Origin of the sequence: Pseudomonas sp. LRF_L74, from assembly GCF_965644255.1 — a bacterium.
Classification (GTDB): domain Bacteria; phylum Pseudomonadota; class Gammaproteobacteria; order Pseudomonadales; family Pseudomonadaceae; genus Aquipseudomonas.
This window is the reverse complement of the sequence record NZ_CBFFRH010000003.1, coordinates 152024-164686: the sequence shown is the minus strand read 5'-3', so window position 1 is coordinate 164686 and position 12663 is coordinate 152024. Positions and strand designations below refer to the sequence as shown.

The following is a 12663-nucleotide window of genomic DNA, read 5'->3' as shown; positions in this document are numbered from 1 at the left end:
ATGACCCTGCTCAAGTTCGCCGATGTATCCCTCGCCTACGGCGCCATGCCGCTGCTGGACAAGGTGTCCTGGCAGATCGCGCGGGGCGAGCGGGTGTGCATCATTGGCCGCAACGGCACCGGCAAGTCGAGCATGCTGAAACTGGTCAAGGACGATCAGAAGCCCGATGACGGTTCGATCTGGCGCGCACCCGGACTGAAAATTGGCGAGCTTCCCCAGGAACTGCCGGTCGCCGATGGTCGCAGCGTGTTCGACGTGGTTGCCCAGGGCCTGGATGGTGTTGGCGACCTGCTCGCTCAGTACCACCACCTGGCGCAGAACTGCGTCAGCGAAGACGACCTGAACAAACTGATGCACGTGCAGCAGGACCTCGAAGCCCGGGATGGCTGGCGCCTGCAGCAACTGGTCGAAAGTACCCTGAGCCGTTTGCAATTGCCGGCCGACAAGACCCTGGCCGAGTTGTCGGGTGGCTGGCGCCGTCGGGTGCTGCTGGCTCAGGCGCTGGTCAGCGAGCCGGACCTGCTGCTGCTCGACGAGCCGACCAACCACCTGGACATCGGCGCCATCGCCTGGCTGGAAGAGGCCTTGAAGGAGTTCCAGGGCGCGGTCCTGTTCATCACCCACGACCGCTCCTTCCTGCAGAACCTGGCGACACGCATTCTCGAGCTGGATCGCGGCGGCCTGATCGACTGGAACGGCGACTACGCCAGTTTCCTGGTGCACAAGGAAGCGGCGCTGGCTGCCGAAGAGACCGCCAATGCGCTGTTCGACAAGAAGCTGGCCCAGGAGGAAGTGTGGATTCGCCAGGGCATCAAGGCGCGCCGTACCCGTAACGAAGGGCGGGTGCGTGCCCTCAAGGCACTGCGTGTCGAGCGTAGCGAGCGGCGTGAACGCACCGGCAAGGCCAACATCCAGTTGGAAGCGGCGGAGAAGTCCGGCAAGCAGGTGATGGTGCTGGAGAACGTCAGCTTCGCGCATCCCGGCGGGCCGTTCCTGATCCGCGATTTCTCCCTGGTCCTGCAGCGTGGCGACCGCATTGGCCTGCTGGGCGCCAACGGCACCGGCAAGACCACGCTGCTGAAGTTGATGCTCAGTGGCCTGCAGCCGAGCAGCGGGACCGTCACTGAGGGCACCAGGATCGATGTCGCCTATTTCGACCAGTTGCGTCATCAGCTCGATCTGGAAAAGACCGTTATCGATAACCTGGCCGAAGGCCGTGACTTCATCGAGATCAACGGCCAGAACCGTCACGTGCTGAGTTACCTCGGCGATTTCCTGTTCAGCCCGCAGCGGGCGCGAACCCCGGTCAAGGCGCTGTCCGGCGGTGAGCGCGCGCGTCTGCTGCTGGCCAAGCTGTTCAGCAAGCCGGCCAACCTGCTGGTGCTCGACGAACCGACCAACGACCTCGATGTGGAAACCCTCGAATTGCTCGAAGAGGTCCTGCTGACCTTCCAGGGCACCGTGCTGATGGTCAGCCACGACCGTGCCTTCCTCGACAACGTAGTGACCAGCACCCTGGTGTTCGAAGGCGAGGGCAGGGTGCGTGAGTACGTCGGCGGTTATCAGGATTGGTTGCGTCAGGGCGGTTCGCCACGTTTGCTCGGCGTTGGCGAGAGCAAATCGGGCAAGGCCGAGATGGCCGCTCCCGCGCCGGTTGCAGAGCCGGTCGTTGCCCCGGCTGCGGTGCCAGTTGCCGACGCGGCGGGTAGCAAGAAGAAACTGAGCTACAAGCTGCAGCGTGAGCTGGAGGCTATCCCAGGGCAGATCGATACGCTGGAAACCCAACTGGCCGAACTGCAGGAGAAGATCGCCGATCCCGCTTTCTATCAGCAGCCTGCCGACATCACCGCGGCAGCGCTGGGCCGCCTGGATGCACTGCAGCAGGAGCTGGATCGGCTTCTGGAACGTTGGGCCGAACTGGAATCTTGAGTTTCAGAAGCGCCGGATAACTGGAGGAAGGTAGTTGCGGGATGGCTTGAACGAAGCGATACCTACGCGGCCCGAGCCATCCTGCGAACGGCCACGTTCGTTTCATTCCGAGCTATCGGCCTGCGTGTTCCCAGGTCTGCTCAATGTGATAAGCACGTACGCTTTCATTGACCGGAAACACCCTATGATTCAACTGCTTGCATAACATGGAACTTCCTTGAGACGCCTGTCGGAGCCGTTTAATGGCGATTGAGTACCGCATCGCGCTGGATGATCATCATCAGTTCAGTTATCGGGTGGAGTTGGAGCGAGAGTATGACCCGGCACAGGTTGGCGACGGGTTGCCGAAATGGACACGGCTTGACTACAACCAATGCAGCAATTGCCCGCTGGCCAAGGATCGCTATAGCCATTGTCCGGCGGCAGTGGATTTGCACCGGGTCGTCGAGGATTTCCATGGTTTGCCGGCGTTCCACAAGGCGCAAGTCTGGGTGCGTACGCCGGAGCGTGAGTACAGCAAGCAGCAGGTAGGGCTGGAGGAGGCGTTGCGCTCGTTGCTCGGTGTGATCATGGCGACCAGTGCCTGCCCGGACCTGGCGCAGATGAAACCCATGGCGCGTAATCACCTGCCGTTCGCCAGCAGCCACGAATTCGTGCTGCGCACCATCTCCCTCTACCTGACGCGCCAGTATTTTCTGCTGCGCGAAGGCGGCACGCCCGACTGGGAACTGAAAGGCCTGGTCGACCAGTTCAAGCGCCTGCAACTGGTCAACCAGGCATTCTGGCAGCGGATTCACGCCATCTGCGAGGGCGACTCCAATCTCAAGGCCTTCCTGGCCTTCTTTTCCCTGTCATCGAGCATGACGGTTTCGCTGGAGACGCAGTTGCAGAAGATCCGGCCGATGGTCATGAATACCGGCGCAGTATCCTGAGTCAGTTCTGTTTCTTCAGGCGAATGGCCAGTACATCGCAGGGCGCGCCATGCAGGACATCGTTGGCCGTGGAACCCAACAGCAGGGCCAGGCCGTGGCGGCCGTGGCTGCCGACCACGATCAGGTCGCTGCCCAGTTCGGTTGCCAGGCGGTGTAGTTCCTGGCGCGGTTGGCCGTAGGCCAGTTGCTGTTGTTCGCTGGCCAGTTGCGGGTACTGCGCGGCGATCTTCTGCAAGCGCTCGCGGGCCTGGTCGAACTGTTGCTGTTGCAGCAGCGACAGGTCCATTGGAACATCGCCGCCGAAGGCCATGGCCATTGGCTCGATGATGTGAACCAGGGCGGCCTTGGCGCCTGTACTGTCGGCCAGCGCCAGGGCACGCTGGACGACCGGGTGGCATTCCTCGGTCAGATCGATGGCGATCAGAATGTGCTGATAGGACATGGTTCTTCCTCCTGAAGGGCTGTGATTCAGTATGGCTTTCCTGGCGGCCGGGGTCTGCTGACGTTTCGTCGCAGGGCGGACCCCGTGCGCTTCGTTTTTCGCGCAGAGTGACACATATGACCTGGTGGATCGTGATTTTATTCGTTGGCGTGGCACTTAGCCCACTGGTCTGGCTGCGCCCGTCCGCACGCCAGAGCGGCCAGATGGCGTTGCGTCTGGAGGCGCGGCGCATGGGGCTCGGTATGCAACTGGTGCAGGAGCAATGGCCGCACTGGCTCGAAACGCCCCCGCCACATAGCTGTGCGCAGTATCACCGTGCTCGCCGTACCGGCAGGGAAGAGCCCTGGTGTTACTGGCAGTCGACGCCTGGCCAGTGGCTCAACCAATGGCGCGAGCCTTGCCCCGACGTGGCGTTGCTCGAAAGGCTGTCGAGCTTGCCAGGCGATGTCTACAAGGTAGAGGCGGGGCGGCAGATGATCGCGCTCTATTGGGGCGAGCGGGGCGACAAGGACACGTTGCAGAGGGTGGCGAGGTTTCTGGATGAGGTGGCGTGAGTCGGGGCAGCGACAGCCTGCTCGAGGCAAGACCGGCAGTCGCACCGTGCCGATGGCCTTCAGGTTATTGCCGAGCTGCCCATCATTTCCCTGAATTGTCCCTTATCGCGCCTGTCCCATGGCGCAGGCACGCGGCGGATTTCGTCATCTATGCCGGGTTAATCTGCCAGGTAATTGACAACCGTGCGCTTTTAAAAGAAGGTGTGTCACCCAATCAAACGGGCGTATGAATTGAGCGTTTGCTCCTGCTCGATTGCCCCAGGCTCGCATCGGCGGGTGTGCCGTGCTGATCGAGGCTAAGCTCATAGCTTCAAGCCTCCTTGGCTCCGATGTGTACGTTCAGCTTCCATACCGTGGAGATCAGTTGATGATTTACGAAGGTAAAGCCATCACGGTTACGGCTCTTGAGAGTGGCATCGTCGAACTGAAGTTCGACCTCAAGGGTGAGTCCGTCAACAAGTTCAACCGCCTTACCCTGACCGAGTTGCGCCAGGCCGTGGATGCCATCAAGGCGGACGCCTCGGTCAAAGGCGTTATCGTCACCAGTGGCAAGGACGTGTTCATCGTCGGCGCGGACATCACCGAATTCGTCGACAACTTCAAGCTGCCCGACGAGGAACTGCTGGCCGGCAACCTCGAAGTCAACCGCATCTTCAGTGACTTCGAAGACCTGAATGTACCGACCGTCGTGGCCATCAATGGCATCGCGCTCGGCGGCGGTCTGGAAATTTCCCTGGCCGCTGATTACCGGGTCATGAGCGAGACCGCGAAAATCGGCCTGCCGGAAGTCAAGCTGGGTATCTATCCAGGCTTTGGCGGCACCGTACGCCTGCCACGGGTGATCGGCACCGACAATGCCGTCGAGTGGATTGCCTCGGGCAAGGAAAACAGCGCGGCCGACGCACTCAAGGTCGGCGCGGTCGATGCGGTGGTCAAGCCCGAAAAACTCAAGGAAGCCGTTCTGGACCTGGTCCAGCGGGCCATTTCCGGCGAGCTGGACTACAAGGCCAAGCGTCAGCCGAAGCTGGACAAGCTCAAGCTCAACGCCATCGAGCAGATGATGGCCTTCGAGACCGCCAAGGGCTTCGTCGCCGGCCAGGCGGGGCCGAACTACCCGGCCCCGGTCGAGGCGATCAAGACCATCCAGAAGGCTGCCAACTTCGGTCGCGACAAGGCGCTGGAGGTCGAGGCGGCTGGCTTCGTCAAATTGGCCAAGACCTCGGTCGCGGAAAGCCTGATCGGCCTGTTCCTCAACGACCAGGAGCTGAAGAAGAAAGCCAAGCAATACGACAAGATCGCCCACGAGGTGAAGCTCGCCGCCGTGCTGGGCGCGGGTATCATGGGCGGCGGCATCGCCTACCAGTCCGCCTCGAAAGGCACGCCGATCCTGATGAAGGATATTCGCGAAGACGGCATCCAGACCGGCTTGAACGAAGCGGCCAAACTGCTGGGCAAGCGCGTCGAGAAGGGTCGTTCCACTCCTGAGCAGATGGCCCAGGCGCTGAATGCCATTCGCCCGACCATGTCCTATGGCGACTTCGGTAACGTCGACATCGTCGTCGAGGCGGTGGTCGAGAACCCGAAGGTCAAGCAAGCGGTACTCGCCGAGGTGGAGGGCGCGGTGAAAGAGGATGCGATCCTGGCGTCCAACACCTCGACCATCTCCATCAGCCTCTTGGCCCAGGCGCTCAAGCGCCCGCAGAACTTCGTCGGCATGCACTTCTTCAACCCGGTGCACATGATGCCGCTGGTCGAAGTCATCCGTGGCGAGAAGTCGTCCGAAACAGCCGTGGCCACCACTGTCGCCTACGCCAAGAAGATGGGCAAGAGCCCGATCGTGGTCAACGATTGCCCGGGTTTCCTGGTCAACCGCGTGCTGTTCCCGTACTTCGGCGGTTTCGCCAAGCTGCTGGAGTTCGGCGTCGACTTCGTGCGTATCGACAAGGTGATGGAGAAGTTCGGCTGGCCCATGGGCCCGGCCTATCTGTCCGACGTGGTCGGTATCGACACCGGCCACCATGGCCGCGACGTGATGGCCGAAGGTTTCCCGGACCGCATGGCGGTGCAGGGCAAGACTGCCGTCGACGTGATGTACGAGGCCAATCGCCTCGGCCAGAAGAACGGCAAGGGCTTCTATGCCTATGAAGTCGACAAGCGCGGCAAGCCGAAGAAGGTCCAGGACCCGGAGGCCTACGAGATCCTCAAGCCGATCGTGCGTGAGCAGCGCGAACTGAGCGATGACGACATCATCAACTTCATGATGCTTCCGCTGTGCCTGGAAACCGTGCGTTGCCTGGAAGACGGCATCGTCGAGACCCCGGCCGAGGCCGACATGGGCCTGGTCTACGGGATTGGTTTCCCTCCCTTCCGCGGTGGCGCGCTGCGCTACATCGATTCTGTCGGCGTGAGCGAATTCGTCGCCCTGGCCGACAAGTACGCCGAACTGGGAGCGCTTTACCAGCCGACCGCCAAACTTCGCGAAATGGCCAAGAACGGCCAGAAGTTTTTCGGTTGATCGCGGAACGAACAGAGCGAGTATAGAAAGATGAGTCTGAATCCGAGAGACGCCGTCATTGTCGACTTCGGCCGTACGCCGATGGGCCGCTCCAAGGGCGGCATGCACCGCAACACCCGCGCCGAGAACATGTCGGCGCACCTGATCAGCAAGCTGCTGGAGCGTAACGACAAGGTCAACCCGGCCGAAGTCGAGGACGTGATCTGGGGTTGCGTCAACCAGACCCTGGAGCAGGGCTGGAACGTCGCCCGCATGGCGTCGCTGATGACCCAGATCCCGCACACCAGCGCGGCGCAGACCGTCAGCCGCCTGTGCGGTTCGTCGATGAGCGCATTGCACACCGCCGTGCAGGCGATCCAGACCGGCAACGGCGACGTGTTCGTGGTCGGCGGCGTCGAGCACATGGGCCACGTCGGCATGATGCACGGCGTCGACCCGAACCCGCACCTGTCGCTGTACGCGGCCAAGGCCTCGGGCATGATGGGCCTGACCGCCGAGATGCTCGGCAAGATGCACGGCATCACCCGTGAAGCCCAAGACGCCTTCGGCGAACGCTCCCACCGCCTGGCCCACAAGGCCACGCTAGAGGGCAAGTTCAAGGACGAGATCATCCCGATGGAAGGCTACGACGAGAATGGCTTCCTCAAGGTCTTCGACTATGACGAAACCATCCGTCCGGACACCACCATCGAAAGCCTGGCGGCCCTGAAGCCCGCGTTCAACCCGAAGGGCGGTACCGTGACGGCGGGGACTTCTTCGCAGATCACCGATGGCGCGTCATGCCTGATCGTCATGTCCGCCCAGCGTGCCCAGGACCTGGGTATCCAGCCCCTGGCGGTAGTGCGGGCCATGGCGGTGCACGGCGTGGACCCGGCGATCATGGGCTACGGCCCGGTCCCCGCGACCCAGAAAGCACTCAAGCGCGCCGGCCTGAGCATCGATGACATCGACTTCTTCGAACTCAACGAAGCCTTTGCCGCCCAGGCGCTGCCCGTGTTGAAAGACCTCAAGCTGCTCGACAAGATGGAGCAGAAGGTCAACCTGCACGGCGGCGCGATTGCCCTAGGCCATCCGTTCGGTTGCTCCGGCGCACGTATTTCCGGCACCCTGTTGAACGTGATGAAACAGAATGGCGGCACTCTAGGCGTGTCGACCATGTGCATCGGCCTCGGTCAGGGTATCACCACGGTTTTCGAACGAGTCTGAGTTTTCGCGCTTGGAGAACCGGGGCCCCGTGCCCCGGTTTTCGTTTTTATAAGGAGTCGAACCATGCGGGTACAACCCGGTCTGTATCGCCACTACAAAGGCCCCGAGTATCGCGTTTTCGGTGTGGCCAGGCATTCCGAGACAGAAGAAACCCTGGTCGTCTACCAGGCCTTGTACGGCGAGTATGGCCTGTGGGTCAGGCCGCTGGAGATGTTCTGCGAAACGGTCGAGGTCGATGGGGAAGAGCTGCCGCGCTTCGCCCTGATCCAGGCCGAGCCCGAGCTTTTCAACAAGGGCTGATTGGCGTCCGTGCTTGACCTCACCTCGACGGCCACTATATATAGCGGTGCCTTAACGGCTACTCCCGCCGCTCTTACTTCAAAGCATTCAGGAATTTTCCAATCCCATGGGCAAATCGCTGGTCATCGTGGAATCCCCGGCCAAGGCCAAGACCATCAACAAGTACCTGGGCAACCAGTACGTGGTGAAGTCGAGCATCGGCCATATCCGTGACCTGCCTACCAGCGGTTCGTCGAGCGCCAAGGAACCGGTGAAGCGCACCAAGGCCGCTGCCGAGGCACCTGCGCTGTCACCCAAGGAAAAGGCCAAGCGCCAGTTGTTCACCCGTATGGGCGTCGATCCCGAGCATGGCTGGAAGGCCAAGTACGAGATCCTTCCCGGCAAGGAGAAGGTGATCGAGGAACTGCGCCGCCTGGCCAAGGATGCCGACACCATCTATCTCGCAACCGACTTGGATAGAGAAGGGGAGGCCATCGCCTGGCACCTGCGCGAAGCCATCGGTGGCGATGACAGTCGCTACAAGCGCGTGGTGTTCAACGAGATCACCAAGAAGGCCATTCAGGAGGCCTTCTCCAGGCCGGGCGACCTCGACATCAACCGCGTCAATGCCCAGCAGGCGCGCCGCTTCCTCGATCGCGTGGTCGGCTACATGGTCTCGCCGCTGCTCTGGCAGAAGATCGCCCGTGGTTTGTCGGCCGGGCGCGTGCAGTCCGTTGCGGTGAAGCTGGTGGTCGAACGCGAGCGCGAAATCCGTGCTTTCGTTCCCGAAGAGTACTGGGAACTGCATGCCGACCTCGGCACTGCGAAGAATGCCAAGGCGCGTTTCGAGGTCGTTCGCGAGAACGGCGCGGCGTTCAAGCCGGTCAACGAAGCCCAGGCGATGGCTGCTCTGGAGAAACTGAAGTCCTCCAGCTACAGCGTCGCCAAGCGCGAAGACAAGCCGACCAGCAGCCGTCCGTCGGCCCCCTTCATCACCTCGACCCTGCAGCAGGCGGCGAGCAATCGCCTGGGCTTCGGTGTGAAGAAGACCATGATGATGGCCCAGCGTCTCTATGAAGCTGGCTACATCACCTATATGCGTACCGACTCGACCAACCTGTCGGCCGATGCCATCGATATGGTGCGCGGCTTCATCGACGGCGAGTTCGGCAAGAAATACCTGCCGGAAAAACCGAATTTCTATTCGAGCAAGGAAGGCGCCCAGGAGGCGCACGAAGCGATTCGTCCTTCCGACGTCAACCTGCGCCCGACCCAGCTTGCCGGCATGGAACGCGATGCCGAGCGCCTGTACGACCTGATCTGGCGCCAGTTCGTGGCGTGCCAGATGCCGCCTGCCGAATACTTGTCCACCAGCGTGACGGTCGCAGCCGGCGCATTCGAACTACGGGCCAAGGGGCGCATCCTCAAGTTCGACGGTTACACCAAGGTATTGCCGCAGCAAAGCAAGCCGGGCGAGGACGACGTGCTGCCGGACATGCGCCAGGGCGAGTCGCTGAAACTGATCAAGCTCGACCCGAGCCAGCACTTCACCAAGCCGCCGGCACGCTTCTCCGAAGCCAGCCTGGTCAAGGAGCTGGAGAAGCGTGGCATCGGCCGTCCGTCCACCTATGCGGCGATCATCTCGACCATCCAGGAGCGTGGCTACGTCACGGTGCAGAACCGTCGTTTCTATGCCGAGAAGATGGGCGATATCGTCACCGAGCGCCTCAACGAGAGCTTCTCCAACCTCATGGACTACGGCTTCACCGCCGGGATGGAGGAGAACCTCGACGACGTGGCGCAGGGGGGGCGCAACTGGAAAAACGTGCTCGATGAGTTCTATGGCGATTTCAAGAAGAAGCTCGAGGTCGCCGAGATTGCCGACAACGGCATGCGCGCCAATCAGCCGACGCCGACCGACATTCCCTGCCGCGAATGTGGTCGCCACATGATGATCCGTACCGCATCCACTGGCGTGTTCCTCGGTTGCTCGGGCTACGCATTGCCCCCCAAGGAGCGCTGCAAGGCGACCATCAACCTGATCCCTGGCGACGAAATCGCGGCGGATGACGAGGGCGAGTCCGAGTCCCGCGTGCTGCGCAACAAGCATCGGTGCCCGATCTGCAGTACGGCGATGGATGCCTACCTGCTGGATGAAACTCGCAAGCTGCATATCTGCGGCAACAACCCGGATTGCGCCGGCTACGAGATCGAGCAGGGCCAGTATCGGATCAAGGGCTACGAAGGCCCGAGCCTTGAATGCGACAAATGCGGTAGCGAGATGCAGCTCAAGACAGGCCGCTTCGGCAAGTTCTTCGGTTGCACCAACTCAAGCTGCAAGAACACCCGCAAGCTGCTCAAGAGCGGTGAGGCCGCGCCGCCGAAGATGGATGCGGTACCGATGCCCGAACTCAAGTGCGAGAAGGTCGATGACACCTATGTCTTGCGCGACGGCGCTTCTGGATTGTTCCTCGCCGCCAGCCAGTTCCCCAAGAATCGCGAAACCCGTGCACCATTGGTCAAGGAACTGATCTCTCATCGTGACCAGATCGATCCGAAGTACCACTATCTGTTGGACGCACCGCAGAAGGATGGCGAAGGCCGGCCAACGGTAATTCGTTATAGCCGCAAGACCAAGGAGCAATACGTCCAGAGTGAGGTCGACGGCAAGCCTAGCGGTTGGCGCGCGTTCTACGATGGCGGCAAGTGGAAGGTAGAGAGCAAGTGACGTCTGCGCGAGGGCATGACCATGGCCAATGAGCTGTACACCCGCACCAACCAGAAGATCTATTTCTCCGGGCTGGCACTTGAGCGCCTGCGCAAGGCTGAAGCGGGCGAAGGTACTCCGGGTCAGGCCGAGGCCGAGCGCGAAGCGGTGTTGTTCCATCTCTATGGCGGTTTGCTAGGGCTCTGTCATGAGGTAGCCGGTTATTACCGCATGCCTCAGGCAAGAGCGCCTCGGGTCGAGGCGCTGGTCAACCAGGCCGTCATTGCCGAATCGCCGAGTCCTGAACTGGCTGAGCTTGTGGAAATCGCCGGTCAGCCGGAATCCTGGCTGGCGCGTTTGCTTGGTGCATATGCAGCCTTGTTCTTACCGCCCAGTGAGGTGAAGGAGGCCAAGGCTGATATCATCCGCACCTGGGACGTCGATGCGCAGCCTGCACCCTTGTCGCACGCGCTACTCGAAGAATGGCGCCAGAACATCAAAGGACTCGCACTGCGTTTTCGCGAGTCGCTCAGCGAGTGCTGAGCATCACCCCGGTCATGTAGCGCGGGCATCCGGCCGCTCAACTTAGCCGTACGATTGGAGAGCCCTGTAATGTCCACATCCTTTCTTGAAATCGTCGAGCTGCCTGACGGTCGCATCGTATTGCGCCGGGCAGAAGATGAAGAAATGCTGGTGACACTGAATTTTTCCGACGATGCGAAAGCGTTCCTGCAGGGACATCATGTCGAAGTGGCCAAGGCCATGTTGAATATCGGTGTGCAGATGGCCGGGCGTCTGGCCGATGGCGAGATCGATCACGAAGATCAGCAGCCGCACACGTTGCATTGAAATAGGGCGGGCGTTGCTTCGAGGTAAAGGGGGCTGTGCGTCCCGACCCATTCCCCGCAAAGCCCCAATCGGCAGTCTCCTAGGTGGCCATCCAGGCCAATGCATGGGCAGTGGATGGTGCCGATGGCTTTCGCCAGTCAAATCAACTTGATGTTCAAGCTTTGCGTATCACCGGTACGGGCTGCGTTGCTCAACTGGGTGCGCTGCCTGTCGCTGAGTTCGATCCAGCTCACCACTGTATGGCTGCGGCCCAGGCGCAGGGCTTCGCAAGCGATGTCGACGGCACTCTGACTGGCGCGTGGCTGTAGGACCACCAGGCGATCCAGGTTCAGGCCGGTGTTGCGCAGCCAGCCATGGGTCAGGGCGCTCGGCGGGGCCACCAAGGTCAGCCAGCGAGCGTCCTGTTCCTCGCTCAGTTCGCGTAGTAGCGGCGCGAGCAGTCGACGGTAGCGTTCGAGCGAACCGGAGAGCGTCAGTTCGCTGAATGTCTCGGGTTCATCGAGCCAGCCTGACGAGCTTGGCTCGATGAAGGTTGGCGGCGAGGGCAGGTTGAGGAAAGCCTCGAACAGAGGGAGTTGAGTACGGTTCAGCGACTGCGGGAACTGCATGAGGCTCTCCTTATCTTTCAGCGGCGAATGACGCCGACGCTCAGGCCTTCGATAACCAGGTCCTGTTCTTCCAGATTGACTTCGATGGGATTGAATTCGGGGTTTTCCGCAATCAGCAGCACCTTGTTGCCTTCGCGCTGGAAGCGCTTGACCGTGACCTCGTCGCCGATACGGGCAACGACGATCTGGCCGTTGCGCGCTTCGCGGGTGGTGTGGACGGCCAGCAGATCGCCATCGAAGATGCCGATGTCTTTCATGCTCATCCCGCGGACCCGCAATAGATAGTCGGCTCTCGGGTGGAAGAAGGCCGGGTTTATCTGGCAGGACTCCTCGACGTTCTGCTGGGCGAGGATCGGAGCGCCAGCGGCCACGCGCCCGATGACCGGAAGCCCTTCGTCTTCGTTGCTCTCTGGTTCGTATCCGGGGATGCGGATGCCGCGCGATGCGCCTGGCGTCATCTCGATAGCGCCTTTGCGAGCCAGGGCCTTCAGGTGTTCTTCGGCGGCGTTGGGTGACTTGAACCCCAGTTTCTGCGCGATTTCCGCTCGGGTCGGTGGGTATCCGTTCTCTTCCAGGCATTGCTTGATGAATGCGAGGATTTCCGCTTGGCGTGGCGTGAGCTTGATCATCGTGGTGTCTGTC

Annotated in this window: 12 protein-coding genes; 9 read left to right on the top strand and 3 right to left on the bottom strand. The window is 61.4% G+C overall.

What is annotated here, in order from left to right; genetic code table 11:
* Both ACSZPK_RS09370 and ACSZPK_RS09365 read left to right on the top strand, forming a co-directional pair.
* The gene (locus ACSZPK_RS09370) at window positions 1–1929 is read left to right on the top strand and encodes an ATP-binding cassette domain-containing protein (RefSeq protein WP_437881185.1); all 1929 of its coding nucleotides are present in this window, start codon (window positions 1–3) and stop codon (window positions 1927–1929) included.
* Window positions 1930–2171: 242 nt separating this feature from the next.
* Window positions 2172–2861 carry a DUF6901 family protein gene (locus ACSZPK_RS09365; RefSeq protein WP_437881184.1) on the top strand — a complete coding sequence of 230 codons (690 nt, stop codon included), beginning with the start codon at window positions 2172–2174 and terminating at the stop codon, window positions 2859–2861.
* 1 nt (window position 2862) lies between these two features.
* Here the strand turns inward: ACSZPK_RS09365 and ACSZPK_RS09360 are convergent, their stop codons facing one another.
* The gene (locus ACSZPK_RS09360; RefSeq protein WP_437881183.1) at window positions 2863–3303 is read right to left on the bottom strand and encodes a universal stress protein; all 441 of its coding nucleotides are present in this window, start codon (window positions 3301–3303) and stop codon (window positions 2863–2865) included.
* Window positions 3304–3419: 116 nt separating this feature from the next.
* Here ACSZPK_RS09360 and ACSZPK_RS09355 point away from each other — a divergent pair, with 116 nt between their 5' ends.
* The 7 genes from ACSZPK_RS09355 to ACSZPK_RS09325 all read left to right on the top strand — a co-directional run bounded on the left by ACSZPK_RS09355 (window position 3420) and on the right by ACSZPK_RS09325 (window position 11413).
* Entirely contained in the window at window positions 3420–3857 is a 438-nt protein-coding gene (locus tag ACSZPK_RS09355) for a hypothetical protein (RefSeq protein WP_437881182.1), read from the top strand.
* 367 nt (window positions 3858–4224) lie between these two features.
* Window positions 4225–6372, top strand: a complete 2148-nt coding sequence (gene fadB, locus ACSZPK_RS09350; RefSeq protein ID WP_437881181.1) for a fatty acid oxidation complex subunit alpha FadB — start codon at window positions 4225–4227, stop codon at window positions 6370–6372.
* 30 nt (window positions 6373–6402) lie between these two features.
* Window positions 6403–7578, top strand: a complete 1176-nt coding sequence (gene fadA / locus ACSZPK_RS09345; protein ID WP_437881180.1) for an acetyl-CoA C-acyltransferase FadA — start codon at window positions 6403–6405, stop codon at window positions 7576–7578.
* 63 nt (window positions 7579–7641) lie between these two features.
* On the top strand, window positions 7642–7878 hold the full coding sequence (locus ACSZPK_RS09340) for a DUF1653 domain-containing protein (protein WP_437881179.1): 237 nt from the start codon (window positions 7642–7644) through the stop codon (window positions 7876–7878).
* A gap of 106 nt (window positions 7879–7984) precedes the next feature.
* Entirely contained in the window at window positions 7985–10585 is a 2601-nt protein-coding gene (topA, locus tag ACSZPK_RS09335) for a type I DNA topoisomerase (RefSeq protein ID WP_437881178.1), read from the top strand.
* A gap of 21 nt (window positions 10586–10606) precedes the next feature.
* Window positions 10607–11107 carry a DUF6586 family protein gene (locus tag ACSZPK_RS09330; RefSeq protein ID WP_437881177.1) on the top strand — a complete coding sequence of 167 codons (501 nt, stop codon included), beginning with the start codon at window positions 10607–10609 and terminating at the stop codon, window positions 11105–11107.
* A gap of 69 nt (window positions 11108–11176) precedes the next feature.
* Window positions 11177–11413, top strand: a complete 237-nt coding sequence (locus ACSZPK_RS09325) for a hypothetical protein (protein WP_437881176.1) — start codon at window positions 11177–11179, stop codon at window positions 11411–11413.
* A gap of 137 nt (window positions 11414–11550) precedes the next feature.
* Here ACSZPK_RS09325 and sulA read toward each other — a convergent pair whose 3' ends face one another.
* Both sulA and lexA read right to left on the bottom strand, forming a co-directional pair.
* Window positions 11551–12021: an SOS-induced cell division inhibitor SulA gene (gene sulA / locus ACSZPK_RS09320; protein WP_437881175.1), complete on the bottom strand. Its 471-nt coding sequence runs from the start codon at window positions 12019–12021 to the stop codon at window positions 11551–11553.
* 17 nt (window positions 12022–12038) lie between these two features.
* On the bottom strand, window positions 12039–12650 hold the full coding sequence (lexA, locus tag ACSZPK_RS09315) for a transcriptional repressor LexA (protein ID WP_437881174.1): 612 nt from the start codon (window positions 12648–12650) through the stop codon (window positions 12039–12041).
* Window positions 12651–12663: the final 13 nt, after the last annotated feature.

Excerpts from the sequence above, each read along its gene's own strand:
- ACSZPK_RS09370 (WP_437881185.1), top strand. The coding sequence starts at position 1 with ATGACCCTGCTCAAGTTCGCCGATGTATCCCTCGCCTACGGCGCCATG.
- ACSZPK_RS09365 (WP_437881184.1), top strand. The coding sequence starts at position 2,172 with ATGGCGATTGAGTACCGCATCGCGCTGGATGATCATCATCAGTTCAGT.
- ACSZPK_RS09360 (WP_437881183.1), bottom strand. The coding sequence starts at position 3,303 with ATGTCCTATCAGCACATTCTGATCGCCATCGATCTGACCGAGGAATGC.
- ACSZPK_RS09355 (WP_437881182.1), top strand. The coding sequence starts at position 3,420 with ATGACCTGGTGGATCGTGATTTTATTCGTTGGCGTGGCACTTAGCCCA.
- fadB (WP_437881181.1), top strand. The coding sequence starts at position 4,225 with ATGATTTACGAAGGTAAAGCCATCACGGTTACGGCTCTTGAGAGTGGC.
- fadA (WP_437881180.1), top strand. The coding sequence starts at position 6,403 with ATGAGTCTGAATCCGAGAGACGCCGTCATTGTCGACTTCGGCCGTACG.
- ACSZPK_RS09340 (WP_437881179.1), top strand. The coding sequence starts at position 7,642 with ATGCGGGTACAACCCGGTCTGTATCGCCACTACAAAGGCCCCGAGTAT.
- topA (WP_437881178.1), top strand. The coding sequence starts at position 7,985 with ATGGGCAAATCGCTGGTCATCGTGGAATCCCCGGCCAAGGCCAAGACC.
- ACSZPK_RS09330 (WP_437881177.1), top strand. The coding sequence starts at position 10,607 with ATGGCCAATGAGCTGTACACCCGCACCAACCAGAAGATCTATTTCTCC.
- ACSZPK_RS09325 (WP_437881176.1), top strand. The coding sequence starts at position 11,177 with ATGTCCACATCCTTTCTTGAAATCGTCGAGCTGCCTGACGGTCGCATC.
- sulA (WP_437881175.1), bottom strand. The coding sequence starts at position 12,021 with ATGCAGTTCCCGCAGTCGCTGAACCGTACTCAACTCCCTCTGTTCGAG.
- lexA (WP_437881174.1), bottom strand. The coding sequence starts at position 12,650 with ATGATCAAGCTCACGCCACGCCAAGCGGAAATCCTCGCATTCATCAAG.